This is a genomic window from Microbacterium sp. H1-D42, from assembly GCF_022637555.1.
Lineage (GTDB): Bacteria > Actinomycetota > Actinomycetes > Actinomycetales > Microbacteriaceae > Microbacterium.
This window is the reverse complement of the sequence record NZ_CP093342.1, coordinates 2283163-2303168: the sequence shown is the minus strand read 5'-3', so window position 1 is coordinate 2303168 and position 20006 is coordinate 2283163. Positions and strand designations below refer to the sequence as shown.

The window sequence follows — 20006 nt, the reverse complement described above, 5'->3', positions numbered from 1 at the left end:
GCACGCCTGATCGGTCAGTGATCCCGGCCGTCGGGTCCCAGCTCCCATGGTTCGCGCCCGACGTACTCGGCAGCTGCGTGGAAGACTGCGCTCTCGATGGCGATCCGCCGGTGCAGCGCATCATCGTGCCCCTTGGGCAACAGCCGCTCGATCGGAACCCGGTAGAGCGTCACGCGCTGGGCGAGATGATCGACGCGCCACAGCGGGATGCCGTCGCCGCGATCGTGAGCAGGCATCGAAGCCATCTCGAAGCGCACTTCGCGCAGCTGTTCCCAGGACCCGCGCAGGTACTCGACGGCACTGCCCACGGTGATCTCGAAGCGGTCGAGGCGCCCGTCGAGCGGCGGCAGCGGGGGACGAACGACTTCACTCCGGCCGAGTCGGCCGTGGCGGCCGTGGCGCGCCCCACGGCGAACAGGGGTGCGGCTGGTGCGGGGCATGCCGAAAGTCTAGGCGCTGCCGCGCGCCAGCGGGTCAGCGGCACGAGGTCGGCATACTCTGGGCACGATGGACGAACGACTCGGTGTGGAAGAGCGACTGTGCTCGAAGGTGGCCTGCGCGCGCGAGGCCGTCGCGACGCTGACCTACGACTACGGCGATCAGATGGCGGCACTCGGCCCGCTCGGTCCAGGCGACGACCCTCACGCGCACGATCTGTGTGCGCAGCACGCGGATCGGCTCTCGGTCCCTGCGGGCTGGCTGGTCGTACGCCACGCCACGCTGCGCAGCTGATTGAGGGGCATCACCCAGGAATCGGGGGAAACCCTGATCGGTCGGGCGCACCGCGCCCGCTACGGTGATCTGGGGGACGTCAAGGCGGCGCTCCGGAAAGGCAGCAGTGCTCGTCTGGCGTCGCATCGTAGTCCCGGTCATCTTCATCCTCGTGCTCGCAGCGGGCGCTGCCGCGCTGGTCAAGCTCGCCTTCTTCCCTGCCGCGGCGGACGTGGCCCAGGAGCAGCCCACCGCGGGCATCGCTGATCCGGTCATCGCCGTCGAACGCGGCGCTGTCGTGAACGAGCTGACACTTCAGGGCAACATCGCCCGGGATGCGGCCTACATCGTGCGCACGGAGACCGACGGCACTGTCACGGCGGTGCACGTCGCAGACGGGGCCGCTGTAGCCAAGGACCAGCTGCTGTTCACGATCAAACAGGAGTATCCGGCGAAGACCATCGAGGTGCGCGCCCCCGAGGCGGGGAATGTGTCGCTGATCGGTCTGGTCAAGGGTCAGATGGCCAGCATCGGCGGTGAGGCGCTCACGCTGACTCCCACGCGTCACCACCTGCAGGCCACCGTGCAGGCCACCCAGCTCTACCGCCTCGTGAACGCCCCGGCGGAGGGCACGGTGACGATCACCGGCGGACCAGCGCCGTTCACCTGCACAGGGGTGCGGGTCGAGATCGCCGAGGACGGCACAGCCAGCGTGCGCTGCGCGATACCAGCCGACCAGAAGGTCTTCGCCGGTCTGCCCGCCACGATCGACCTCGCCCTCGGCAAGGTCGATGACGCCCTTATCGTGCCGGTCACCGCAGTCAAGGGTGGCGCCGGCAGCGGGATCGTGTGGGTGGATGCCGGTGACGGCAGCGATCCGGAGGAGCGCAAGATCACCCTCGGGGTGAACGATGGCGAGAACGTCGAAGTGGTGGAGGGGCTCGTCGAGGGTGACGCGATCCGCCAGTTCGTGCCCGGGTTCGCCGCGCCGGCAGAGGAGTTCTGCTATGACGATGGCACGGGCAACGAGATCTGCGAGACCGGGGCGAGCTGGTGACTCTTGTCACCCTGCAGGATGTCGCCAAGAGCGTGCGTCTGCCGGACGACTCGATGCTGGAGATCCTGCGGGGCGTCACGCTCGAAGTCGCTGCAGGCGACCACGTCTCGATCGTCGGTCGCTCGGGATCCGGAAAGTCGACGCTGCTGAACATCCTCGGCATGCTCGATGCGCCCACGAGCGGCAGCGTCGCGTTCGAGGGGCGCGAGGTGCGACGAATGCGCACGGGCCGACTCGACCGCCTGCGCGGCGCGAACGTGGGGTTCGTGTTCCAGCAGTTCAACCTGCTTCCCGGGCGCACGGCGCTCGACAACGTGATGATGCCGCTTGGGCACGCCGGCGGGTCGATGTTCTGGCGACGTCGCCGCATCGCCGCCGACATGCTCGAGCGCGTTGGACTCGGACATCGCATCGAGCAGGTCGCCGACCGCCTCTCCGGTGGTGAGCAGCAGCGCGTCGCCATCGCTCGCGCTCTGGTGCGCCGCCCGGTGCTGATCCTGGCCGATGAGCCCACCGGCGCCCTCGACATCGACACGGGTGCCACCGTCATGGCGCTGCTGGACCAGGTGGCCACCGAGACGGATGCGGCACTGGTGACCATCACCCACGACCTGCACGTAGCGGCCCGCGCCCGGCGACACTACCGACTGGACGGCGGAGTGCTCGTCCCGGCCGACCTGCGCCGCGCATTCGAGGCGTCGACGCTGCAGGACGCCCCGACGCCGCAGGACGAGGCAACGTTGCAGGAGGTCGCGCCGTGAGCGGGATCATCGGAGCCATCGCCGACGCCTGGGCCGAGATCCGCGTGCACAAGCTGCGCGTTCTGCTCAGCCTGATCGGAATCGCCGTCTCAGTGGCCGCGCTCACTGCGGTCATCGCCATCTCCGAGTACCAGATGCAGTCGCAGGCAGAGCAAGCCGACCGCTGGGGAGGCCGCCTGGCCACGATCGCAGTCAGCGCCATGTCGGATGACGGTGCTCCTGTGGAACCGGCCGCCTTCGACGAGCACTTCCGCCGTGTCGCGGAACGGTACGAGTTCAGTCATGTCGCCCGCATCGCGGAGGGGCTCCAGGCGCCGGTGCAGGCATCGGACGGCGTGCATGGCACGACGACGCGCCTCATCGACCCGCTGTACGCGTCCATGCACCGCGAGAAGCTGATCGACGGTCGCGAGTTCCGCGCCGACGATGCACTGGCGCTGGCACCGCCGGTGATCATCTCCGAGACGCTGTGGGATCGCCTCGGCCGTGTGCCCGTCGCGCAGCATCCGCTCCTCACCATCGGCGGCGACGCCGGCGGCATCCACCAGATCGTCGGCGTGCGCCCGAAGGAGGGCCCATGGGACGAAGAGGTGCGCATCGACCTGCTGTATGACGCGTACGCGGCGCGCGTCGATGCTCTGCCCGAGGGCGTCGTGCCCCGCTACGACATCTGGGTGGCGCAGAACGACGCGGATGCCATCGGGCCGGTGCTGGCGATGGATCTGCGTGCGGGCCTTCCCGCCGGGCAGGACGTGTCGGTCGGTCGCAGCGACCAGGGGGCGCAGCCGGGCTACCTGGAGTCCCAGCGGATGTTCGAGCTGATCATCGGCGGGATCGCGGTGCTGATCCTGGCACTCGGTGCTCTCAGCCTGATCAACATCCAACTCGTCGCGATGCGTCAGCGCGTGCGCGAGATCGGCGTGCGACGGGCCTTCGGAGCGACCGCAGGGCGGGTGTTCACGTCGGTGCTGCTGGAGAGCCTGGTGGCGACCACGGTCGCCGGGATCATCGGCATCGCCGTGGTGGTCGCCCTGCTGCGCTCACCGCTGCTGATCGAGTGGATGTTCCAGGGACTCGTCGACGTGCCGCCGTTCCCGATGCGCGCAGCCCTCACCGGCCTGATCGCCGCGGTTATCGTCGGCGCCCTCGCCGGCTTCGTCCCCGCGCTGGTGGCGCTGCGGGTGAAGGTGATCGACGCAATCCGATTCTGAGGTCGAACCAGTCCCGAATCAGCGAGCTCAGACGCGGATGCGCTGCCCGCTGAGTCGCTCGGCGCGGTCGTCGGCGAGCACGAGCGCGCGCTGTTCGCGCTGTCGGCGCAGCACGGTGATGCCGCGCAGCAGCTCCTCGGGCGAGACCTCGGGCAGTGGCGAGACGAACGGCGCGGCCTCTGCGGCGAGGTCGCGGCCCACGCTCACGCGCGCCGCGGGCGAGAGGCGCTCTGCGTTCGCGAGGAACTGCGAGATGCGACGGGCGAGTCTGTCCGGCATCCGGGCGACGTCGGCGATCGACGCCCATCCCGCCAGCGACGGCGGCAGGATCGGAACGTGGGGCTGCAGGCGCGGTGTGCGCACGCGCTGGGAGTATGTGCCGGCGACGAGGTCGCCGAGACGCTGCGAGCGGGCGGTCAGTGCGCCGGTGATCACCGCGATGCCGCCGAGAGTGAGGTAGATCTCGAGCACTCCGAGCAGTGCGCGGATGAACGTGTGGCGGAACGTGATCGCGCCGCCGTCGAGGCGGACGATGCGCCCTCCGACGGCGAGCTTGCCGACGCTGCGACCGCGCGTTGCCATCTCGATGGTGATCGGCAGCACCAGAAAGCTCAGCACCGACGCCCAGATCGTGAGGATCCGGAACAGATGCTCATCCATCAGCCCCTGCGACATCAGCCACGTCTGCAGCAGCATGAACGCGATGAACACGGCGAAGCCGATCAGCATGTCGATCAGCGCGCCAGCCGCGCGCAGTACGAAACCCACCGGCTGCACATCGATCGCGACGGCCTCACCGGAGAGGATCTCCTGTTCATCCGTGATCTCAGCAGACATGAGTACAGTAAATCAGGTGGATGCCGATGCCCTCGCCGACGCACGCCGACCCGAGTGGGAACGGCTGGATGATCTGAGCCGACGACGACACCTCGACGGTGCCGAGGTCGACGAGCTCATCGTGCGCTATCGCGCGGCGTCCGCCGACCTCGCAGAATTGAAGACGTCCGTCGGTGATTCGCCGCAGGGTGCCTACCTGTCGACGATCCTCGCCACCGCCCGGCTGCGATTCACCGGAGCCAGCGACAACATCCTGGCGCAGGCCGCACGCTTCTTCACCCTGCAGTTCCCGGCCGCGCTGTACCGCATCAGGTGGACGACGGCCGTGATCGCCGCGCTGTTCGTGCTCACTGTGGCCATCACGGCGGCCTGGATCGCCGCCGATCCCACTCGCGTTGCGGCGCTCGGCACTCCCGAGGTGCTGCAGCAGTACGCCGAAGAGGACTTCGTCGGCTACTACGAGCCAATGGCCTCGTTCGCGGGCATGGTGTGGTTCAACAACGCCTGGATCGCGATGCAGTGCGTCCTGTTCGGCGTGACGGGCATCTGGCCGGTGTGGATGCTGATGCAGAACGCCGTCGGATTGGGCGTGTCGACCGCGGTGATGGCGGCGTACGGGCACCTCGACACCATGATCCTGCATATCCTGCCGCACGGCCTGCTCGAGCTCACGGCGATCTTCGTGGCCGCCGCGGCCGGTCTGCACGTGTTCTGGGCCTGGGTCGTGCCGGGGCGCCGCACCCGAGGCGAGGCGCTGGCGTCTGAGGGGAGGGCCCTGGCAACCGTCGCCATCGGACTCATCTTCGTGCTGCTGCTCTCCGGCCTCGTCGAGGGCTTCGTCACCGGGGCAGCGCTCCCGTGGTCGGTCAAGATCGGCATCGGCGCTCTGGCTCTCGGAGTCTTCCTGTTCTACATGCTCGTGATCGGACGACGTGCGGTGCGCGCGGGGGAGAGCGGCGACCTCGTCGAGTACGAGGCCGGCACACCCACCCTCACCGCCGGCTGAGTGGGCGATAGATGAAGAGAGGGAGCGGCCGCAGCCGCTCCCTCTCCTGTCGATCGCCGTCAGCGCGGATCAGACGATGGGCTCCTTGCCCTCGCCGTCGAACAGCGCCCGGTAGGCGTAGCCGGCGATCATCGCGCCGATGACGGGGAACACCAGGAAGACCCAGAGCTGTCCGAGTGCCTCGGGGCCCCCGTAGATCGCCGCGGCGATCGAGCGGGCCGGGTTCACCGACGTGTTGTCGACCGGGATGGAGATCAGGTGGATCAGGGTGAGGGTGAGACCGATCGCGACGCCGGCGAAGAGCGAGCCGCGCTTCGGGTGCGTCGAACCGAGGATCACGAGCAGGAAGAATCCGGTCAGGATCACCTCGATGATCATGGCCGCAGGCATCGCGAACCCGCTCGGGGAGAGCTCGTCCCAGCCGTTGCTGGCGAAGCCCGCGTCCTGGGCGCCGGTGAGCCATCCCTGGGGGCCGAACATGCCGATCAGCACCAGCCCGGTCGATGCGATCACGCCGCCGACCACCTGCGCGATGATGTACGGCCCGACGTCGCGCCATGGCGTGCGACCGGCGGCAGCCGCGCCCAACGTGACGGCGGGGTTGAAGTGACCGCCCGAGATCGGGCCGAAGGCGTACACGCCGACCAGCACGGTCAGACCGAATGCGAGTGCGATCGCGACGTACACGGCCGACTCGGTGCCGGGCTCGGTGAAGTGGTTCGAGGCGAAGACGGCGGTGCCGACACCGCCGAAGACGAGTAGGAATGTGCCGAAGCCCTCGGCGGCGAGCTTGGCGCCGAGCGTCGGCTGAGCGACAGCTTCAGTGGGTGACTCAGACATCTCAAGGTGTCCTTCCGGTCGATGCGCGACGATTGCCACGCGAAGTCAGGATCCCGCAGCATTGAGGATTCTCCCAGGTCGACACGCCGAAACGCCCCCCGCCCGCGACTGCGGACGGAGGGCGCCTTAGGGGGCGAGACTACTCGCCGACGCCGACCGGCTCAGCCTCGCCGACCGGAGCACCTGCGCGCTCGCGGAGCGTGGCGCCGAGCTGCGCGTCGACCTGACCCCAGTACCAGAAGAAGCGCTCCTGGATGGCGGGGACGGTCAGGGCGTTGTACTGTCCGAGCAGCGTCTCGACGAAACGGGCGCGCTGCTCGTCGTCGAAGACCTCGCGGTACAGGATGCCGGGCTGCACGAAGTCGCCGTCGTCCTCACGGAGCGTGGCGGCCGAGCGCACCAGTTCGCCGTCCGACTCCCAGCTGGCCTCGACGCCCAGCAGCGGGTCGGCCTCAGGGCCGCCGGCGGCGCCGTACGAGTTCGGCGTGTACACGCGGTGCTCGGCCGGGTTGAAGTGGTACTGCATCTGGCCTTCGTGCATGTAGTTGTTCACCTTGGCCGCATGCGGCTGGTTCACCGGCAGCTGGTTGAAGTTGGCACCGATGCGGTAGCGCTGCGCGTCGTTGTACGAGAACACGCGGGCCATCAGCATCTTGTCGGGCGAGATGCCGGTGCCAGGAACCTGGTTGCCAGGCGAGAAGGCCGCCTGCTCGATCTGCGCGAAGAAGTTCTCCGGGTTGCGGTTCAGCGTGAACGTGCCGACCTTGATGCGCGGGTAGTCCTTCTTCGACCATGTCTTGGTCAGGTCGAACGGGTTGAAGCGATAGGTCTTCGCCTCTTCGTAGGGCATGATCTGCACGTAGACGTCCCACTTGGGGTAGTCGCCGCGCTCGATGGCCTCGTACAGGTCGCGACGGTAGAAGTCGGCGTCCTCGCCGGCGACGCGCTCGGCCTCATCGGCGAACATCGGCTCGACACCCTGCTGGGAGAGGAAGTGGTACTTCACCCAGAAGCGCTCGCCTGCGGCGTTGACCCACTGGTAGGTGTGCGAGCCGTAGCCGTTGACGTGGCGCCATGAGCGCGAGATGCCGCGGTCGCCCATGACGTAGGTGACCTGGTGGGCCGACTCGGGCGAGAGGGTCCAGAAGTCCCACTGCATGTCGGCGTTGCGCAGCGCAGAGCCGCCGAGGCGCTTCTGCGAGTGGATGAAGTCGGGGAACTTGATCGCGTCGCGCAGGAAGAACGTCGGGGTGTTGTTGCCGACGATGTCGAGGTTGCCCTCGGTCGTGTAGAAGCGCAGCGAGAAGCCGCGCACGTCGCGCCAGGTGTCGGGGGAGCCCTGCTCGCCGGCGACCGACGAGAAGCGCAGCAGCGTCTCGCTCTTCGCGCCCGGCTGGAACACAGCGGCACGGGTGTACGCCGAGACGTCCTCAGTGATCTCGAGCTCACCGAATGCGCCGCCGCCCTTGGCGTGCGGGTTGCGCTCGGGCACGCGCTCGCGGTTGAACGAGGCGAGCTTCTCGAGCAGGTAGCGGTCGTGCAGCACCGTGACGCCGTCGGCGCCGACGGTCAGCGAGTGCGCGTCGCTGGCGACCGGGATTCCTGTCTGGGTGGTGGTTGCGGGCTTGTCAGCCATTGCCATTCCTTTCACATTCGGGACAGAGGGCTCGGTAGGTGACTGCGGCTTCGAGGATTCGCATGCCGTGGTCATGAGAAGGATGCAGACAGGGGGCAGCGCCGATCGCGCAGGCGACGTCCTCGACGCGGCCGCAGTCGATGCACTGGAGATGGTGGTGATTGTCGTCGCTGTGCAGCTCGTACAGCGCGCTGCCGATGTCGGGGAGACTCACGCGGCGCACGATGCCGGCACCTGTGAGGTCGCCCAAGATGCCGTGCACAGTGGCGGGTGCGATGCCGGGGAGGCTGTCGCGGATGCCCGCGAAGACGGTGTCGGCGGAAGCATGCGGATGCCGGCGCAGGGCGTCGAGCACGTGGACGCGCTGCGTCGTGACACGAAGCCCTGCCCCGCGCAGCTGCGCGGGGAAGTCGGCGATCGTGTCGGGGGTCATGACTCCAGACTAGCTTATTCTGACTGATTCAGATAAACGATTGAGTCAGGACAGGCGCGGTGTCCGGTCGCCGGATGCCCGTCACAGGCGCCCTGCCGCCTTCAGCTCCAGGTAGCGGTCGGCGATCCGCGGCGGAAGGCTCTCCGGGTCCGCGGCGATCGCTTCGCCGCCGGCTCGGCGGATGGCATCAGCCACGACCTGCGCGTCCCGCAGCGTCTGCTCGGCGGCAGCCGCCAGGTACACGTCGGCACGGGAATCGCGCTTCTTCGCCAGCTCGCCGATCGCCTCGTCCGTGACCGATCCGACCAGCACCGTGGTCGCACGAGAGGCATCCGGGAACGCGCCGAGGAACCCGCGGGCGGATTCGGCGGCATCCTGTGCGGTGAGCACCACCACCAGGGATGGCCGCGTGGTCAGCGAGCGCACGGCGGCGAATGCTCCTGCCCAGTCGGTGTCAACCAGGCGGGCGTGCACCGGCGCCATCGCGTCCGTCAGCGCGGGCAGCAGAGCGGCCCCGTCGACGCCGGTCACGCGGGCCCTGGCTACCCGGTCGTACATCAGCAGGTGCACGTGATCCCCGGCGCGCGTCGCGAGTGCCGCCAGCAGCAGGGATGCCTCCAGCGCAGCATCCAATCGCGTGCTGTCGCCGACTCGGGCGGCCGCGGTGCGGCCGGTGTCGATGACGATCACCACCTGCCGGTCGCGCTCCGGTCGCCAGGTGCGCAGCATCGTGGTGCCGGCGCGGGCCGTCGCGCGCCAGTCGATCGAGCGGATGTCGTCGCCGCGCACGTACTCGCGCAGCGAGTCGAACTCGGTGCCCTGTCCTCGGACTTGGATCGAGGTGTTGCCGTCGAGCTCGCGCAGACGTGCCAGGCGCGAGGGCAGGTGCTTGCGCGAGGTGAACGCCGGCAGCACACGCAGCGCGCCGCGCGCGTCGTGCTGCGCCTGCCGTCCGGCGATGCCGAGCGGCCCTCGTGATCGCAGCACCACGAATTCACTCGCCAGCTCGCCCCGCCTGCGGGGGAGCAGCGGGATCTGCATGCGCCGGCGCTCGCCGGGCGGGATGCTGAGCGATTCACGAGTCAGAGGGGCTCCCGCCGTCGGCTGCCAGGCATCCCGCAGCCACCCCCGCAGCGTGCGCGTGCCGATGTTCTGCACCGCCACGCTGGTCATCACGGGCTCGCCGAGCCTGGCGCGCGCCGGCACCCGGCGGGTAACGGAAACCGCACGCGGGTCCGCCGCCAGCAGCACGTCCAGCAGGACGAGCACGATGCACAGCAGCATCCATCCGCCGAAGCTCGCCCACGCCGGAACCCCGACCGAGCTCATGAGCACGATCGGGACGACGCCAAGCGCGACGAGGGGCGCGAGCAGACCAGTCACGAACATGTCAGATCGGCACCCGGGTCTGCTGCACGACCGACTGCAGCACGGCGTCGGGCGTCACGCCCTCCATCTGCGCATCCGGCCGCAGTTGCACACGATGACGCCACACCGGCATCAGCATGGTCTGCACGTGGTCCGGGGTGACAGCTGCGGAGCTGTTCAGCCACGCCCAGGCCTTCGCGGCCGCCAGCAGCGCGGTCGATGCCCGGGGGCTTGCGCCGAGCTCGACCGACGGCGACATCCGCGTGGCTCGAGCCAGGTCGACGACGTAGCCGAGCACATCGTCGTTGACCTGCACGCGGGCGGCGGCCTCCTGTGCCGCGCGGATCTCGTCAGCGCTGACGACAGCGCTGATGCCGGTCAGCAGTCGTGGCGAGAACCCGTCGGCGTGCAGGCGCAGCACCGACACCTCGGCGTCGCGCTCTGGCATCCCCACCACCAGCTTCATCAGGAAACGGTCCAGCTGTGCCTCTGGCAGCGTGTACGTGCCCTCGTGCTCGATCGGGTTCTGGGTCGCAGCGACCAGGAACGGATCAGGCAGCGGGCGGCTCTCGCCGTCGGCCGACACCTGGCGCTCCTCCATGGCCTCCAGCAGAGCTGCCTGGGTCTTGGGAGGCGTGCGGTTGATCTCGTCGGCGAGCAGGATGTTCGTGAACACCGGCCCCTGGCGGAACTCGAACTCACCGGTGCGGGCGTCGTACACCAGCGAGCCGGTGACGTCGCCCGGCATCAGGTCGGGGGTGAACTGCACGCGCTTGGTGTCGAGCCCGACCGCTCGGGCGAAGCTGCGCACGACCAGGGTCTTCGCGACTCCTGGCACGCCTTCCAGCAGCACGTGCCCCCTGGCGAGCAGGGCGACCAGCAGGCCGGTGACGGTGCCGGCCTGGCCGATGACGGCCTTGTCGACCTCGGTGCGCACACGATGCATCGCCTGGCGCAGCGCCTCGTCAGGGGTCATCGTGCTGGCGGAAATCGTGCTCTCGTCGCTCACGGGCGGTTCCTTTCGGTGTGGACGGCGGCGTCGACGGCCGTCTCTAGTTCAGCGAGGCTGCGGGCGAGGTCTATCAGGTCGTGATCGCTCTGCGGCGTGGCACCGTCGAGCAGCTCGTACAGCGAGCCGCGCGGCACGCGCAGGCGATCGGAAACGGCGTCCGCAACCTCTTGGGAGCTCGCACGCGGGCTCAGGGCGAGTCGGGATGCGAGTCGCGTTCGCGTGCCGGTGCGGATCGCGGCGGCCGCGTGAGCGGCATCCGCCGCTTTGGCCGTGAGTCGGGCCCGACCGTGCATGGTCTCGGACGCGCGCACCGTGACCGGCAGTGATTCGGTCACCAGCGGGCCGAAACGACGGCCCCGCCACCAGATGGCGGCGAGCCCGGCAAGGAGCAGCAGCAGGATGACCGGGGTTACCCAGTTCGGAGTCAGTTCGCCGAGGCTGGCGGGTTCGCCATCTTCGAGGTCGCTGTCGGCGAAGGACGGCACGTACCAGACGACGTCATCGGTCTGCGCGAGCAGCGCGAGCCCGAGCGCGGCATTGCCGTTCTCGGCCAGATGCTGGTTCGACAGCAGCTTCGTCGCGTCGAGCAGGGTGATGGTCGTGTCGCCGTCGACACCGCGCAGCACCGCCGCGTGCCCCTCGTCGTCGATGAAGCATGCGGTGACACCGGCGCCGGGGACGAACATCCGCTCAGCATCCACCGTGCCGACACGCGAGAACTCCGGCAGGTCGCACTCTGCCTGCACGCTTCCCGCGGCGAAGGTGCTCTCGCCCAGGTCGAGCAGACGCAGCATTCGTGAGCTGCTGCTGAGCAGCACGACGCGATCCGCGCTGTGAACCAGATCCATGACGGCCGAGTCGCTCAGAGCAGGAGGGTCGGTGAGCACGAGTGTGGCGCCGGGATCCAGCTGTGCGGTGGCTGATGTGTGGCTGCGCGTCACGTCGATCTGCACCCCCTGCTGCCTGGTCAGCTCGGCGATCGCACCCGCCCCGTTGGGACCTGGACTCTCGGGATTGAGCGCGCCGCCCAGATCGAGCTCGGTCGGCATCAGTCGCAGCGACAGCAGAGCGAGGACGACGACCAGTGCGATCACGAGGATCCAGCCCAGCACGCGGCCGCCTCGGCCGCGAGGACGCGGCGATGCGGTCGACGGCGCGGCGGTCGACGGCGCGGCGGTGGGTGGTGCTGTGACGCCCTCGGATGCCATCGCGGAGTCCCCCTGCGCAGTGGTGCTCATGCGGGCACCGCCTGGCCTGCAGCGGCGGCAGTCGCCGGTGCGGCGGTGCGCACGGCGTCGTCGGTGGCCGCGAGTAGCCGGTAGTCCTCGGCGTCCGCAGGACTGCCGAGGTAGCGCACGGCGTCGAATGACGTGGCGGCATCGTGCAGCCGATCGCGGAATCCGGGAAAAGCCACGGCGGCCTCACGCGCGATGCCCTGCGCTGTCGCGCCGGGAGCTGGATCGATCAAGTCGCGCTCGAGCATGCCGCGGGCGAGCGCGCGGAAGCGCAGCACGACAGCGCCGTCCCAGTCCTGCGCCTTCGCCCTGCGTTCTGCCTCGGCGCGGAGCTGTGCGGCAGAGCGGTCGTCACGCTCGCCGAGCAGATCGGTGCGTCTGCGCACGGTGCGCGACGCCCGAGGACGTCCCCACACCAGCAGCGCGACCACCAGCGCCGCGATGATGACGACCACGATGACCGTCATCGCGATCGGCGTCGCTCCGGCCGGACCGTCGCCACGCAGCAGACCCATCATCCACTCGAAGATGTCGGCGGCGAGCTGGTCGAACCAGTTCGGCTTCGCCGCCTGGTACTGGGCCTTGGCCAGCTCATCCTCGGCCCACTGGCGTGCTTCGTCACCGTCGGGGATGAAGACGTCGGCGGCAGCGAGCAGTGCGATCACGCGGATCCGCCTGGCGCAGTCCAGGTGTTCGGGGCAGCGGCGTCAGGACCGGTGGCGGGGGAGTCGGATGCAGGCGGCGGCGGTCCCTGTGCGGAGGACGCCTGTGCAGCGGGTGGAGGCGGCGGCGGGAACGAGTGCTCCTGAGGCGCGCTGGTCGGGTAGCCGGGCTGCACCTGGTACGTGCCGGGCTGTGCCGGGTAGGACGGCTGGGCAGGGTGCCCGGGCTGCGCGGGGTACTGGCCGGGCTGCGCTGCGTACGACGGCTGTGCCGGGTAGCCGGGCGCCGGGTACCCGGACGGTGTCGGATGTGCGCCCGGATACGTCGTGTAGCCGGGCGCCGGCGGCGTCTGCGCCGGCGGCGGCGTCTTGCCCACGGCGCGTGCCGGGTCAAGGGCATACGGATCGCCCAGCTGGTCGTCAGGTGTGCCGAGCGCGGCGCGCTCGACGTGGCGGATGAGCGTCTGATCCAGTCCCTCATAGCGCATGCGACTGTCCAGATAGATGAGAGTGGCACCGGTGCCCTGCACCACCAGGGTGATGGCCTGCACGGCGAGAACCAGGATCTGGGGCAGGATCGTGGCAGCCATGACCGCGACGACCGCCGAGGCGTCTTCGGAGCCGGTTGGTGCGAGCACTCCGCCCAGGACTGCGCTGATGATCGAGCCGGGAATACTGACGACCTGCGCTGCGAGTCCCATGATCGCGCCGATCAGGAACATCACGCCGAGTGCCGGCCAGAACCGGCCGCGGATCAGCCGCCACGAGCGCACCAGCGCGGCGCCGATCGTCGCGTGCTCGAGGACGAGCACGGCCGGGACGACGAGCAGCTTCGTGCTCAGCCACACCAGCAGGGGGATGCTGCCGAGCACCAGGAACACGCCGAGGATGGCGCCGAGACCGACCCCGCCGGCTTCGAACCCGGACGCGGCCATGACGCCGATCACGACGCCGCCGACCACCAGCAGCCAGACGAGAACCGCTGCGCCCTGCAGCAGCGAGTATGCGAACAGTCTCCAGAACGCCGGGCGCATGCGGTGCCAGAGCTGCCGAAGGGGCGCTTTGCGCCCGAGTGCGGCGAACGAGACATCAGCGGCGACCAGGCCCTGCACGATGGCGGTGAAGGCGACACTCGCCAGCGCGATCACGATGCCGACGACGACTGCGAGGGCGACCGAGCCCGCCACGATCGGCCCGAGGTCGGGAGACCCCGGCGGGACGCTGGCGATGCGGGCGGCGGTGAAGCCGCTCACCAGCAGCATCACGACGACCGCGATGAGCGTGATACCGAACTGCACGGCCACAGCGAAGCCGAACAGCACCTTCGGGTTGTGTCTCAGCGCGGCGAACGCCCGGCCGAGGATCATGCCGAAGGTCATCGGATGCAGCGGAATCGCGCTCTTCTTCGGTGCGGGGGTCCAGGTCTGACCGCTCATTCGCACTCCCTCCCTGTGCCACCCGTGGTGCTGGGCCCTCCCATCGTGACACAACACACGCCTCTGACCATGCTCGCGCACCTCTGGGCCCGACATAGGTTTCTCAAGTAGGCTGAACCGCATTGCGGCCGCATGGGGAGATTTCGCCGTCCGCAGATGAAGAGAAAGCGGAGGCTGGGCAGAAGATGACCTCTCGAATCCTCGTGGTCGATGACGACACGGCCCTGGCCGAGATGATCGGCATCGTGCTGCGCACAGAGGGGTTCGATGTGACCTTCTGCTCCGACGGTGCTCGAGCGGTCGACGAGTGGCGTGCCTCGCGCCCGGATCTCGTCCTGCTCGACCTGATGCTGCCTGGAATGGACGGCATCGAGATCTGCTCTCGCATCCGCGCCGAGTCCGGTGTGCCGATCATCATGCTCACCGCGCGCAGCGACACCGCCGACGTGGTGCGAGGACTCGAGGTCGGTGCTGACGACTACATCGTCAAGCCCTTCAACCCCAAGGAGCTCGTCGCCCGCATCCGCACACGCCTTCGGCCGGTCACCGAGGCCGCATCCGACGTGCTGCGCGTCGGCGACCTCACCATCGATGTCGATGCGCACGAAGTGCGCCGCGGCACGGCGCCCATCGCCCTGACCCCGCTGGAGTTCCAGCTGCTGGTCGCGCTGGCGTCGAAGCCTCAGCAGGTGTTCTCCCGCGAGATGCTGCTCGAGCAGGTGTGGGGCTATCACTACAAGGCCGACACCCGCCTGGTGAACGTGCACGTGCAGCGCCTGCGCGCCAAGGTCGAGCTCGACCCGGACAACCCCAGGATCGTCATGACGGTGCGCGGTGTGGGCTACCGGGCCGGGAGCATCAGCTAGGGGCTTCTGCGTGACCGCGACGAATCCCACGCGCGTGCAGTCGTCCATCTGGCGCTCTGCGCGCCAGTGGCCCGACTCCCTCGGGTCGGTGTGGCGGCATTCGATGCGCTTCAGGGCCACCGCGATCACACTGCTCCTCACCTCGCTCGCCATCTTCATCATCTGCGTCGTGATGGCGCTCGTGATCCGCAGCGACCTCTTCGAATCCCGCAAGGACGAGGCCCTGCACAACGCCCGCGCGGCCGTGTCACAGGCGCAGATCCTGCTCGACTCCGCGCAGGTCGGCGATGACCGTGCCCAGATCCAGTCGGTGTGGCTCGAGGCGCAGAACGTGCTCGGACGATCCGCCTCCTCTGACCGCATCGTCGGCTTCCTCGCCGAGACCCAGGGCGACGGGTACACGCCGGTGGGCTTCGGCAGCCAGAATCTCAGCGCCGCACAGATCAGCACCAAGCTGCAGACCCGCGTGCGCGAGGTGCAGGGGCGCCAGGCCTGGCAGTCGATCGCTCTGCCTCAGGAGGACGGATCGACGACGGCCGGCATCGTCGTGGGGCAGCCGCTGACATTCCGCGACGTCGCAGAGTACGACGTGTACATCGCCTACGACCTGGCGGATGCCGACGAGACCCTGCTGTTCGTGCAGCGCACCCTCTGGTTCGCCGGCATCACACTGGTGGCGCTGATCGCGGGCATCTCGTGGCTGGTCCTGCGCTCTGTGTCGACCCCGATCATCGAGGCGGCCGAGACCAGTGCGAGGCTTGCAGCGGGCGACCTGGAAGTGCGTCTGCCGGTGCACGGAGAGGACGAGCTGGCCACCCTCGGCCGGTCGTTCAACGCGATGGCCGACAGCATCGAGGCGCAGATCGGCGAACTCGCCGAGCTCTCACTCGTGCAGCAGCGCTTCGTCTCGGATGTCTCACACGAGCTGCGGACGCCGCTGACGACCATCCGCCTGGCCGCCGAGATGATCAACGACCAGAAGGACGAATTCGACCCGACCACCGCACGCACCGCCGAGTTGCTGCACACCCAGGTGCAGCGGTTCGAACTGCTGCTCTCGGATCTGCTCGAGATCAGCCGCTACGACGCCGGATCGGTGCAGCTCGAGATCGAGGCGACCAGTCTCGCCCAGCTCGCAGAAGACATCGTCGACGAACTGCGCCCGCTTGCCACCACGCGCGATGCAGAACTGCGGTTGGTCGCACCTGGCGGGTACTCGCCGGTGGACATGGACCCCCGCCGGGTCCGAAGGGTGCTGCGCAACCTGGTCGGCAACGCGATCGAACACGGTGAGAGCAAGCCGGTCGTCATCACTGTCGACAGCAATCAGTTCGCTGTCGCGGTCGGCGTGCGCGATTTCGGTCTCGGCATGCGCCCAGAAGACGCCGAACGGGTCTTCGACCGGTTCTGGCGCGCCGATCCGTCCCGCAAGCGGACCATCGGCGGCACCGGCCTCGGCCTGTCGATCGCTCTGGGCGACGCGCGGCTGCACGGCGGCACACTCGAGGTGTGGTCAGAGCTCGGGGTCGGCACGAACTTCGTGCTCACCATTCCTCGCGTCGATTCCATGCCGCAGGGTCAGGGTCCGGTGCCGCTCGAGCCGCAGGAGACCCTGATCGATCTCGGAGATGTCACCCAGCCGATCACGGTGTACACCGACCTGGCAGCCGGTCACGAGCAGGGGGAGCGCTCATGAAGCTGCGTGCGGGCATCCGCGTTCTCGCCCTCGCCGCGGCAGCGCTGCTGCTGGCGGGATGCACAGGCCTGCCCACCTCTGGCCCGCCGCAGGCGGGCCTGCCCATCGGCGGCGACATCGAGCTGCCTGACTTCACCCCGATCGCCAGGGACCCAGAACCCGGCGCCGGACCCGAGGCGATCGTCGCCGGTTTCCTGGAAGCATCGATGACACCGGCGAACAACTGGGAGATCGCGCGCAAGTTCCTCACCGAGGACTTCTCGCACGACTGGGATCCGGATGTCGGAGTCGCGATCGACTCCTCGGTGCTGGATCGCGATTTCGACCCCAGCGTCGACGCGGATGACGAGAAGGCCACTCGGGCCGAGGTGAAGGTGCAGCTCGACCAGATCGCCGGTGTGAGTGCCGAGGGGGAGTACAGCGCCGGCGTCGGCACCGCCAAGGCGACGTACCGGCTTGCGCGCGATCCCGGCGGAGAGTGGCGCATCTCGGAGGCGAAGGATGGCATCACCCTCGACATCGACACGTTCAGCAAGGTCTACGAGAAGTTCTCGCTGAAGTACTTCGACAAGACCTGGACGCACCTGGTTCCCGATGTGCGCTGGTTCCCTCGAGGCACCGCGATGGCCACCACGGTCGCCAGGGCGCTGGTCTCCGGTGTGCCGAGCGACTGGCTCGCGCCTGCGGTGCAGACGGCCTTCCCGGCAGATGTCTCGCTGGTCGGCGACGCGGTGCCGATCGATCCAGCCCAGGTGGCTTCGGTCTCACTCACTCGCACGGCGCTGTCCACCTCATCCACTGTGTTGGCGCGAATGCGCACGCAGCTGGAGGCGAGCCTGGCCGGCGCCGGTGTCGCCGAGGTGCAATTCGTCGTGGACGGCTCGCCGCTGCCCGCAGACACCGTGGCGATCGAGCCGGTGATCGTCGATCCGGGCGTGCTCGTGTACGACGGCGCGACCTTCGGCACGGCGTCGGCCGGCGAGATCACGCCGGTGCCTGGCCTCACGCAGCAGATCGCGAAGATCTCCACACCCATCAGGTCGATCGACATGTCCCTGGATGCGCGGCTCGCCGCCGTGCAGTTGACCGACGGGCATGTCTGGGCGGTGAGCGACGGTGCCGGCGATCAGGTGGACGGCAGAGCGGGACTGATCACTCCGTCGCTGGATCCGTTCGGGTACATCTGGTCGGTGCCGTCCGGCGAACCGGCCCAGATCAAGGCGTGGACGCCGGCTGTCGTCGGACACCAGATCGCGGATGCGTGGCCGGAGGCCGACGCGATCAGCCATGTGCGCGTGTCGGCCGATGGCGCACGGGTCGCCGCGATCGTCACGTCCGGCGGTCAGCACCTGCTGGTCGTGGCCGCGATCATCCGCGACGACGAAGGTCTGCCGACAGCTCTCGGCCAGGAGACTCCCGAGATCGCGGTGCTCGACGGCCCTGCCCGCGGCCTCTCATGGGTCGGCTCGGACTCCGTGGCTGTGCTGTCCGCCGACCCCGACCCGACCCTCACGACCTACGTGATCGGCGGGCCGTGGTCAGCGTCACCGGCGCCGACGGATGCCACCGCGCTCGCCGGCGCGCGCACCAGCACAGGGCTGCGCGTGCTGTCGGCCGACGGCGCAGTCTATGCGCAGCGCGGATCCTCGTGGCAGAAGGCCGTGGACGACGTGGTCGTGCTCGGCACGCGCGCCGGATACTGACCGCCCTGCACATCAGGCGCAGAAGTCAGGTTCTGCACAGATGGTGGGCTCGAGCCTCTGTGCGGTGCGCGTCGTGCGGCACGATCGACGGATGCGCACGGATCACTGGCTGCGGCTCGCACGCGAGGCGCTCGCGTTCCTGCTGGCCGCGACGTGCCCTGGCTGCGACCACCCTGGCACGCTGCTGTGCGCCGAATGTCGGATGCTGTTCGCGCCGAGACCGCAGCGTCTGACGACCCCACAGGGGCTTCCCGTCCATGCGGCGCTCGTCTACGAGGGCGTGGTGGCGCGCAGCATCCGACGTCTCAAGGAGGACGGCGCGACGATGCTCGCCCGACCGCTGGGCGCCGCCATGGAGGACATCCTCGACGAGGTGGCGTCAGGGGCTGTCATCGTGCCGGTGCCGACGAGCAGGGCGGCATTCCGGCGCCGAGGTTACCGCGTGCCGGAGCTGCTCGTGCGCCGGGCCGCGCAGCGCTCACAGCGGATGCTGGTCGCGGCACGCCGCACCGGCGACCAGCGCGGTCTCGGCCGCGACGCGCGTGCACGCAACGTCGCAGGCAGCATGCGCGCTCGGCGCACACTCCCACGGGATGCCAGAGTCGTGATCGTCGATGATGTGCTCACGACCGGTGCGACGCTGGACGAGGCTGCGCGGGCGCTGCGCGCGGCCGGGCTGCAGCCGATCTGCGCCGTCACGCTCGCAGCCACTCCGCGTCATCTCGGCGCCTCCGAAGTCACTGTGAGTACCTGAGGAAAGACACGGCCCGAAGGTAGTGACATCCGCCCATTCGGCGACTAGCGTAGGGGGTCACAAGGCGACCACGGTCCGCCCTTGGCCGGGAGGACCGGGACAAGGAGGCAGTGATGGAAACGAGCATCGTCGGCGTCGGAGTGAGCATCTCCGATCGGTTCCGGACGGTTGTCGAGGAGAAGACGGCCCGTATCCAGACGCTCGCACCGCGAGCCATGCGACTGGAGGTCAAGGTCACTCACCGTGCCTATCGCAACGGGCGATTGCCCGACGAGACGGTCGAGCTCACGCTGCTCGGCAAGGGGCCGGTGATCAGGGCAGAGGCGATCGATCCCGACAAGTTCGCAGCCCTCGACATGGCTCTCGACAAGCTCGCCGAACAGCTGCGTCGAGCCAAGGAGAAGCGCATCGACGCCCGCAACCAGGGCCGCGGTGCGCACTTCGAGAAGGGCAGCGGAGCGCTGGCCGGAATCGACGTGCAGCCAGCATCCGCCGACGTGCTGCAGGCTGTCGCCACCGGGGCCATCCCCGTGCAGACCGACGACGAGGAGGACTACTCCCCGGTGGTCATCCGAACCAAGAACTTCGATGCGGAGTGGATGACGGTCGAAGAGGCCGTCGACCGCATGGAACTGGTCGGACACGACTTCTTCCTGTTCGTCGACGCCCGCAGCGACCACCCGAGCGTCGTGTACCGCCGCAAGGGCTGGGACTACGGCGTCATCTCGCTGACGACCGCGGCTCCGCCCGCTGAGGCGCTCGCGTCCTGACCCGACAACGAT

Annotated in this window: 20 protein-coding genes; 10 read left to right on the top strand and 10 right to left on the bottom strand. The window is 68.9% G+C overall.

The annotated features are described in order from the left end of the window. Positions 1 to 14 precede the first annotated feature (14 nt). Positions 15 to 440: a hypothetical protein gene (locus MNR00_RS11025; RefSeq protein ID WP_241925970.1), complete on the bottom strand. Its 426-nt coding sequence runs from the start codon at positions 438 to 440 to the stop codon at positions 15 to 17. A gap of 85 nt (positions 441 to 525) precedes the next feature. Here MNR00_RS11025 and MNR00_RS11020 point away from each other — a divergent pair, with 85 nt between their 5' ends. The 4 genes from MNR00_RS11020 (at position 526) to MNR00_RS11005 (ending at position 3740) form a co-directional block, all read left to right on the top strand. Next, on the top strand, positions 526 to 732 hold the full coding sequence (locus MNR00_RS11020) for a DUF3499 family protein (RefSeq protein WP_241928828.1): 207 nt from the start codon (positions 526 to 528) through the stop codon (positions 730 to 732). 106 nt (positions 733 to 838) lie between these two features. Further along, positions 839 to 1768, top strand: a complete 930-nt coding sequence (locus tag MNR00_RS11015) for an efflux RND transporter periplasmic adaptor subunit (protein WP_241925969.1) — start codon at positions 839 to 841, stop codon at positions 1766 to 1768. Continuing rightward, a complete protein-coding gene (locus tag MNR00_RS11010) occupies positions 1765 to 2529 on the top strand; it encodes an ABC transporter ATP-binding protein (protein WP_241925968.1) in 765 nt (254 codons plus the stop codon). The genes MNR00_RS11015 and MNR00_RS11010 overlap by 4 nt, the downstream gene beginning before the upstream one ends. After that, complete coding sequence (locus MNR00_RS11005; RefSeq protein WP_241925967.1) at positions 2526 to 3740, top strand: ABC transporter permease; 1215 nt, start codon at positions 2526 to 2528, stop codon at positions 3738 to 3740. Before MNR00_RS11010 ends, MNR00_RS11005 begins: the two co-directional genes overlap by 4 nt. Positions 3741 to 3767: 27 nt before the next feature. Here MNR00_RS11005 and MNR00_RS11000 read toward each other — a convergent pair whose 3' ends face one another. Further along, on the bottom strand, positions 3768 to 4577 hold the full coding sequence (locus MNR00_RS11000) for an RDD family protein (RefSeq protein ID WP_241925966.1): 810 nt from the start codon (positions 4575 to 4577) through the stop codon (positions 3768 to 3770). 16 nt (positions 4578 to 4593) lie between these two features. Between MNR00_RS11000 and MNR00_RS10995 the strand changes: the two genes are divergently transcribed. Beyond that, on the top strand, positions 4594 to 5583 hold the full coding sequence (locus MNR00_RS10995) for a stage II sporulation protein M (RefSeq protein ID WP_241925965.1): 990 nt from the start codon (positions 4594 to 4596) through the stop codon (positions 5581 to 5583). A gap of 69 nt (positions 5584 to 5652) precedes the next feature. On the opposite strand, the gene aqpZ is transcribed toward MNR00_RS10995, so the two are convergent. The 8 genes from aqpZ to MNR00_RS10955 form a co-directional block, all read right to left on the bottom strand. Then, positions 5653 to 6423 carry an aquaporin Z gene (gene aqpZ, locus MNR00_RS10990; protein WP_241925964.1) on the bottom strand — a complete coding sequence of 257 codons (771 nt, stop codon included), beginning with the start codon at positions 6421 to 6423 and terminating at the stop codon, positions 5653 to 5655. 139 nt (positions 6424 to 6562) lie between these two features. Further along, positions 6563 to 8059: a catalase gene (locus tag MNR00_RS10985; protein ID WP_241925963.1), complete on the bottom strand. Its 1497-nt coding sequence runs from the start codon at positions 8057 to 8059 to the stop codon at positions 6563 to 6565. Continuing rightward, positions 8052 to 8492 carry a Fur family transcriptional regulator gene (locus MNR00_RS10980; protein ID WP_241925962.1) on the bottom strand — a complete coding sequence of 147 codons (441 nt, stop codon included), beginning with the start codon at positions 8490 to 8492 and terminating at the stop codon, positions 8052 to 8054. The genes MNR00_RS10985 and MNR00_RS10980 overlap by 8 nt, the downstream gene beginning before the upstream one ends. An 81-nt stretch (positions 8493 to 8573) precedes the next feature. After that, positions 8574 to 9881, bottom strand: a complete 1308-nt coding sequence (locus MNR00_RS10975; RefSeq protein WP_241925961.1) for a DUF58 domain-containing protein — start codon at positions 9879 to 9881, stop codon at positions 8574 to 8576. Position 9882: 1 nt separating this feature from the next. Next, positions 9883 to 10836 (bottom strand): MoxR family ATPase, encoded by a 954-nt coding sequence (locus tag MNR00_RS10970; protein WP_241928827.1) that lies wholly within the window; start codon positions 10834 to 10836, stop codon positions 9883 to 9885. Positions 10837 to 10865: 29 nt separating this feature from the next. Further along, complete coding sequence (locus tag MNR00_RS10965; protein ID WP_241925960.1) at positions 10866 to 12110, bottom strand: DUF4350 domain-containing protein; 1245 nt, start codon at positions 12108 to 12110, stop codon at positions 10866 to 10868. Next, positions 12107 to 12772, bottom strand: a complete 666-nt coding sequence (locus tag MNR00_RS10960; protein ID WP_241925959.1) for a DUF4129 domain-containing protein — start codon at positions 12770 to 12772, stop codon at positions 12107 to 12109. Before MNR00_RS10960 ends, MNR00_RS10965 begins: the two co-directional genes overlap by 4 nt. Further along, entirely contained in the window at positions 12769 to 14205 is a 1437-nt protein-coding gene (locus tag MNR00_RS10955) for a hypothetical protein (RefSeq protein ID WP_241928894.1), read from the bottom strand. Before MNR00_RS10955 ends, MNR00_RS10960 begins: the two co-directional genes overlap by 4 nt. A 185-nt stretch (positions 14206 to 14390) precedes the next feature. On the opposite strand from MNR00_RS10955, the gene mtrA reads away from it, so the two are divergent. The 5 genes from mtrA (at position 14391) to raiA (ending at position 19994) form a co-directional block, all read left to right on the top strand. Further along, a complete protein-coding gene (gene mtrA, locus MNR00_RS10950) occupies positions 14391 to 15071 on the top strand; it encodes an MtrAB system response regulator MtrA (RefSeq protein ID WP_241925958.1) in 681 nt (226 codons plus the stop codon). A 46-nt stretch (positions 15072 to 15117) separates the two neighbouring features. Beyond that, positions 15118 to 16767, top strand: coding sequence for an MtrAB system histidine kinase MtrB (gene mtrB, locus MNR00_RS10945; RefSeq protein ID WP_241928826.1), 1650 nt, complete (start codon positions 15118 to 15120; stop codon positions 16765 to 16767). After that, a complete protein-coding gene (locus MNR00_RS10940; protein WP_241925957.1) occupies positions 16764 to 18470 on the top strand; it encodes an LpqB family beta-propeller domain-containing protein in 1707 nt (568 codons plus the stop codon). The genes mtrB and MNR00_RS10940 overlap by 4 nt, the downstream gene beginning before the upstream one ends. 91 nt (positions 18471 to 18561) lie before the next feature. Continuing rightward, positions 18562 to 19224 carry a phosphoribosyltransferase family protein gene (locus MNR00_RS10935; protein WP_241925956.1) on the top strand — a complete coding sequence of 221 codons (663 nt, stop codon included), beginning with the start codon at positions 18562 to 18564 and terminating at the stop codon, positions 19222 to 19224. 113 nt (positions 19225 to 19337) lie between these two features. Then, a complete protein-coding gene (raiA, locus tag MNR00_RS10930) occupies positions 19338 to 19994 on the top strand; it encodes a ribosome-associated translation inhibitor RaiA (RefSeq protein WP_241925955.1) in 657 nt (218 codons plus the stop codon). The last annotated feature ends 12 nt before the right edge of the window (positions 19995 to 20006 follow it).

Coding starts and splice junctions, on each gene's coding strand:
- MNR00_RS11025 (WP_241925970.1), bottom strand. CDS start 440: ATGCCCCGCACCAGCCGCACCCCTGTTCGCCGTGGGGCGCGCCACGGC.
- MNR00_RS11000 (WP_241925966.1), bottom strand. CDS start 4,577: ATGTCTGCTGAGATCACGGATGAACAGGAGATCCTCTCCGGTGAGGCC.
- aqpZ (WP_241925964.1), bottom strand. CDS start 6,423: ATGTCTGAGTCACCCACTGAAGCTGTCGCTCAGCCGACGCTCGGCGCC.
- MNR00_RS10985 (WP_241925963.1), bottom strand. CDS start 8,059: ATGGCTGACAAGCCCGCAACCACCACCCAGACAGGAATCCCGGTCGCC.
- MNR00_RS10980 (WP_241925962.1), bottom strand. CDS start 8,492: ATGACCCCCGACACGATCGCCGACTTCCCCGCGCAGCTGCGCGGGGCA.
- MNR00_RS10975 (WP_241925961.1), bottom strand. CDS start 9,881: ATGTTCGTGACTGGTCTGCTCGCGCCCCTCGTCGCGCTTGGCGTCGTC.
- MNR00_RS10970 (WP_241928827.1), bottom strand. CDS start 10,836: ATGACCCCTGACGAGGCGCTGCGCCAGGCGATGCATCGTGTGCGCACC.
- MNR00_RS10965 (WP_241925960.1), bottom strand. CDS start 12,110: ATGAGCACCACTGCGCAGGGGGACTCCGCGATGGCATCCGAGGGCGTC.
- MNR00_RS10955 (WP_241928894.1), bottom strand. CDS start 14,205: ATGAGCGGTCAGACCTGGACCCCCGCACCGAAGAAGAGCGCGATTCCG.
- mtrA (WP_241925958.1), top strand. CDS start 14,391: ATGACCTCTCGAATCCTCGTGGTCGATGACGACACGGCCCTGGCCGAG.
- MNR00_RS10940 (WP_241925957.1), top strand. CDS start 16,764: ATGAAGCTGCGTGCGGGCATCCGCGTTCTCGCCCTCGCCGCGGCAGCG.
- MNR00_RS10935 (WP_241925956.1), top strand. CDS start 18,562: ATGCGCACGGATCACTGGCTGCGGCTCGCACGCGAGGCGCTCGCGTTC.
- raiA (WP_241925955.1), top strand. CDS start 19,338: ATGGAAACGAGCATCGTCGGCGTCGGAGTGAGCATCTCCGATCGGTTC.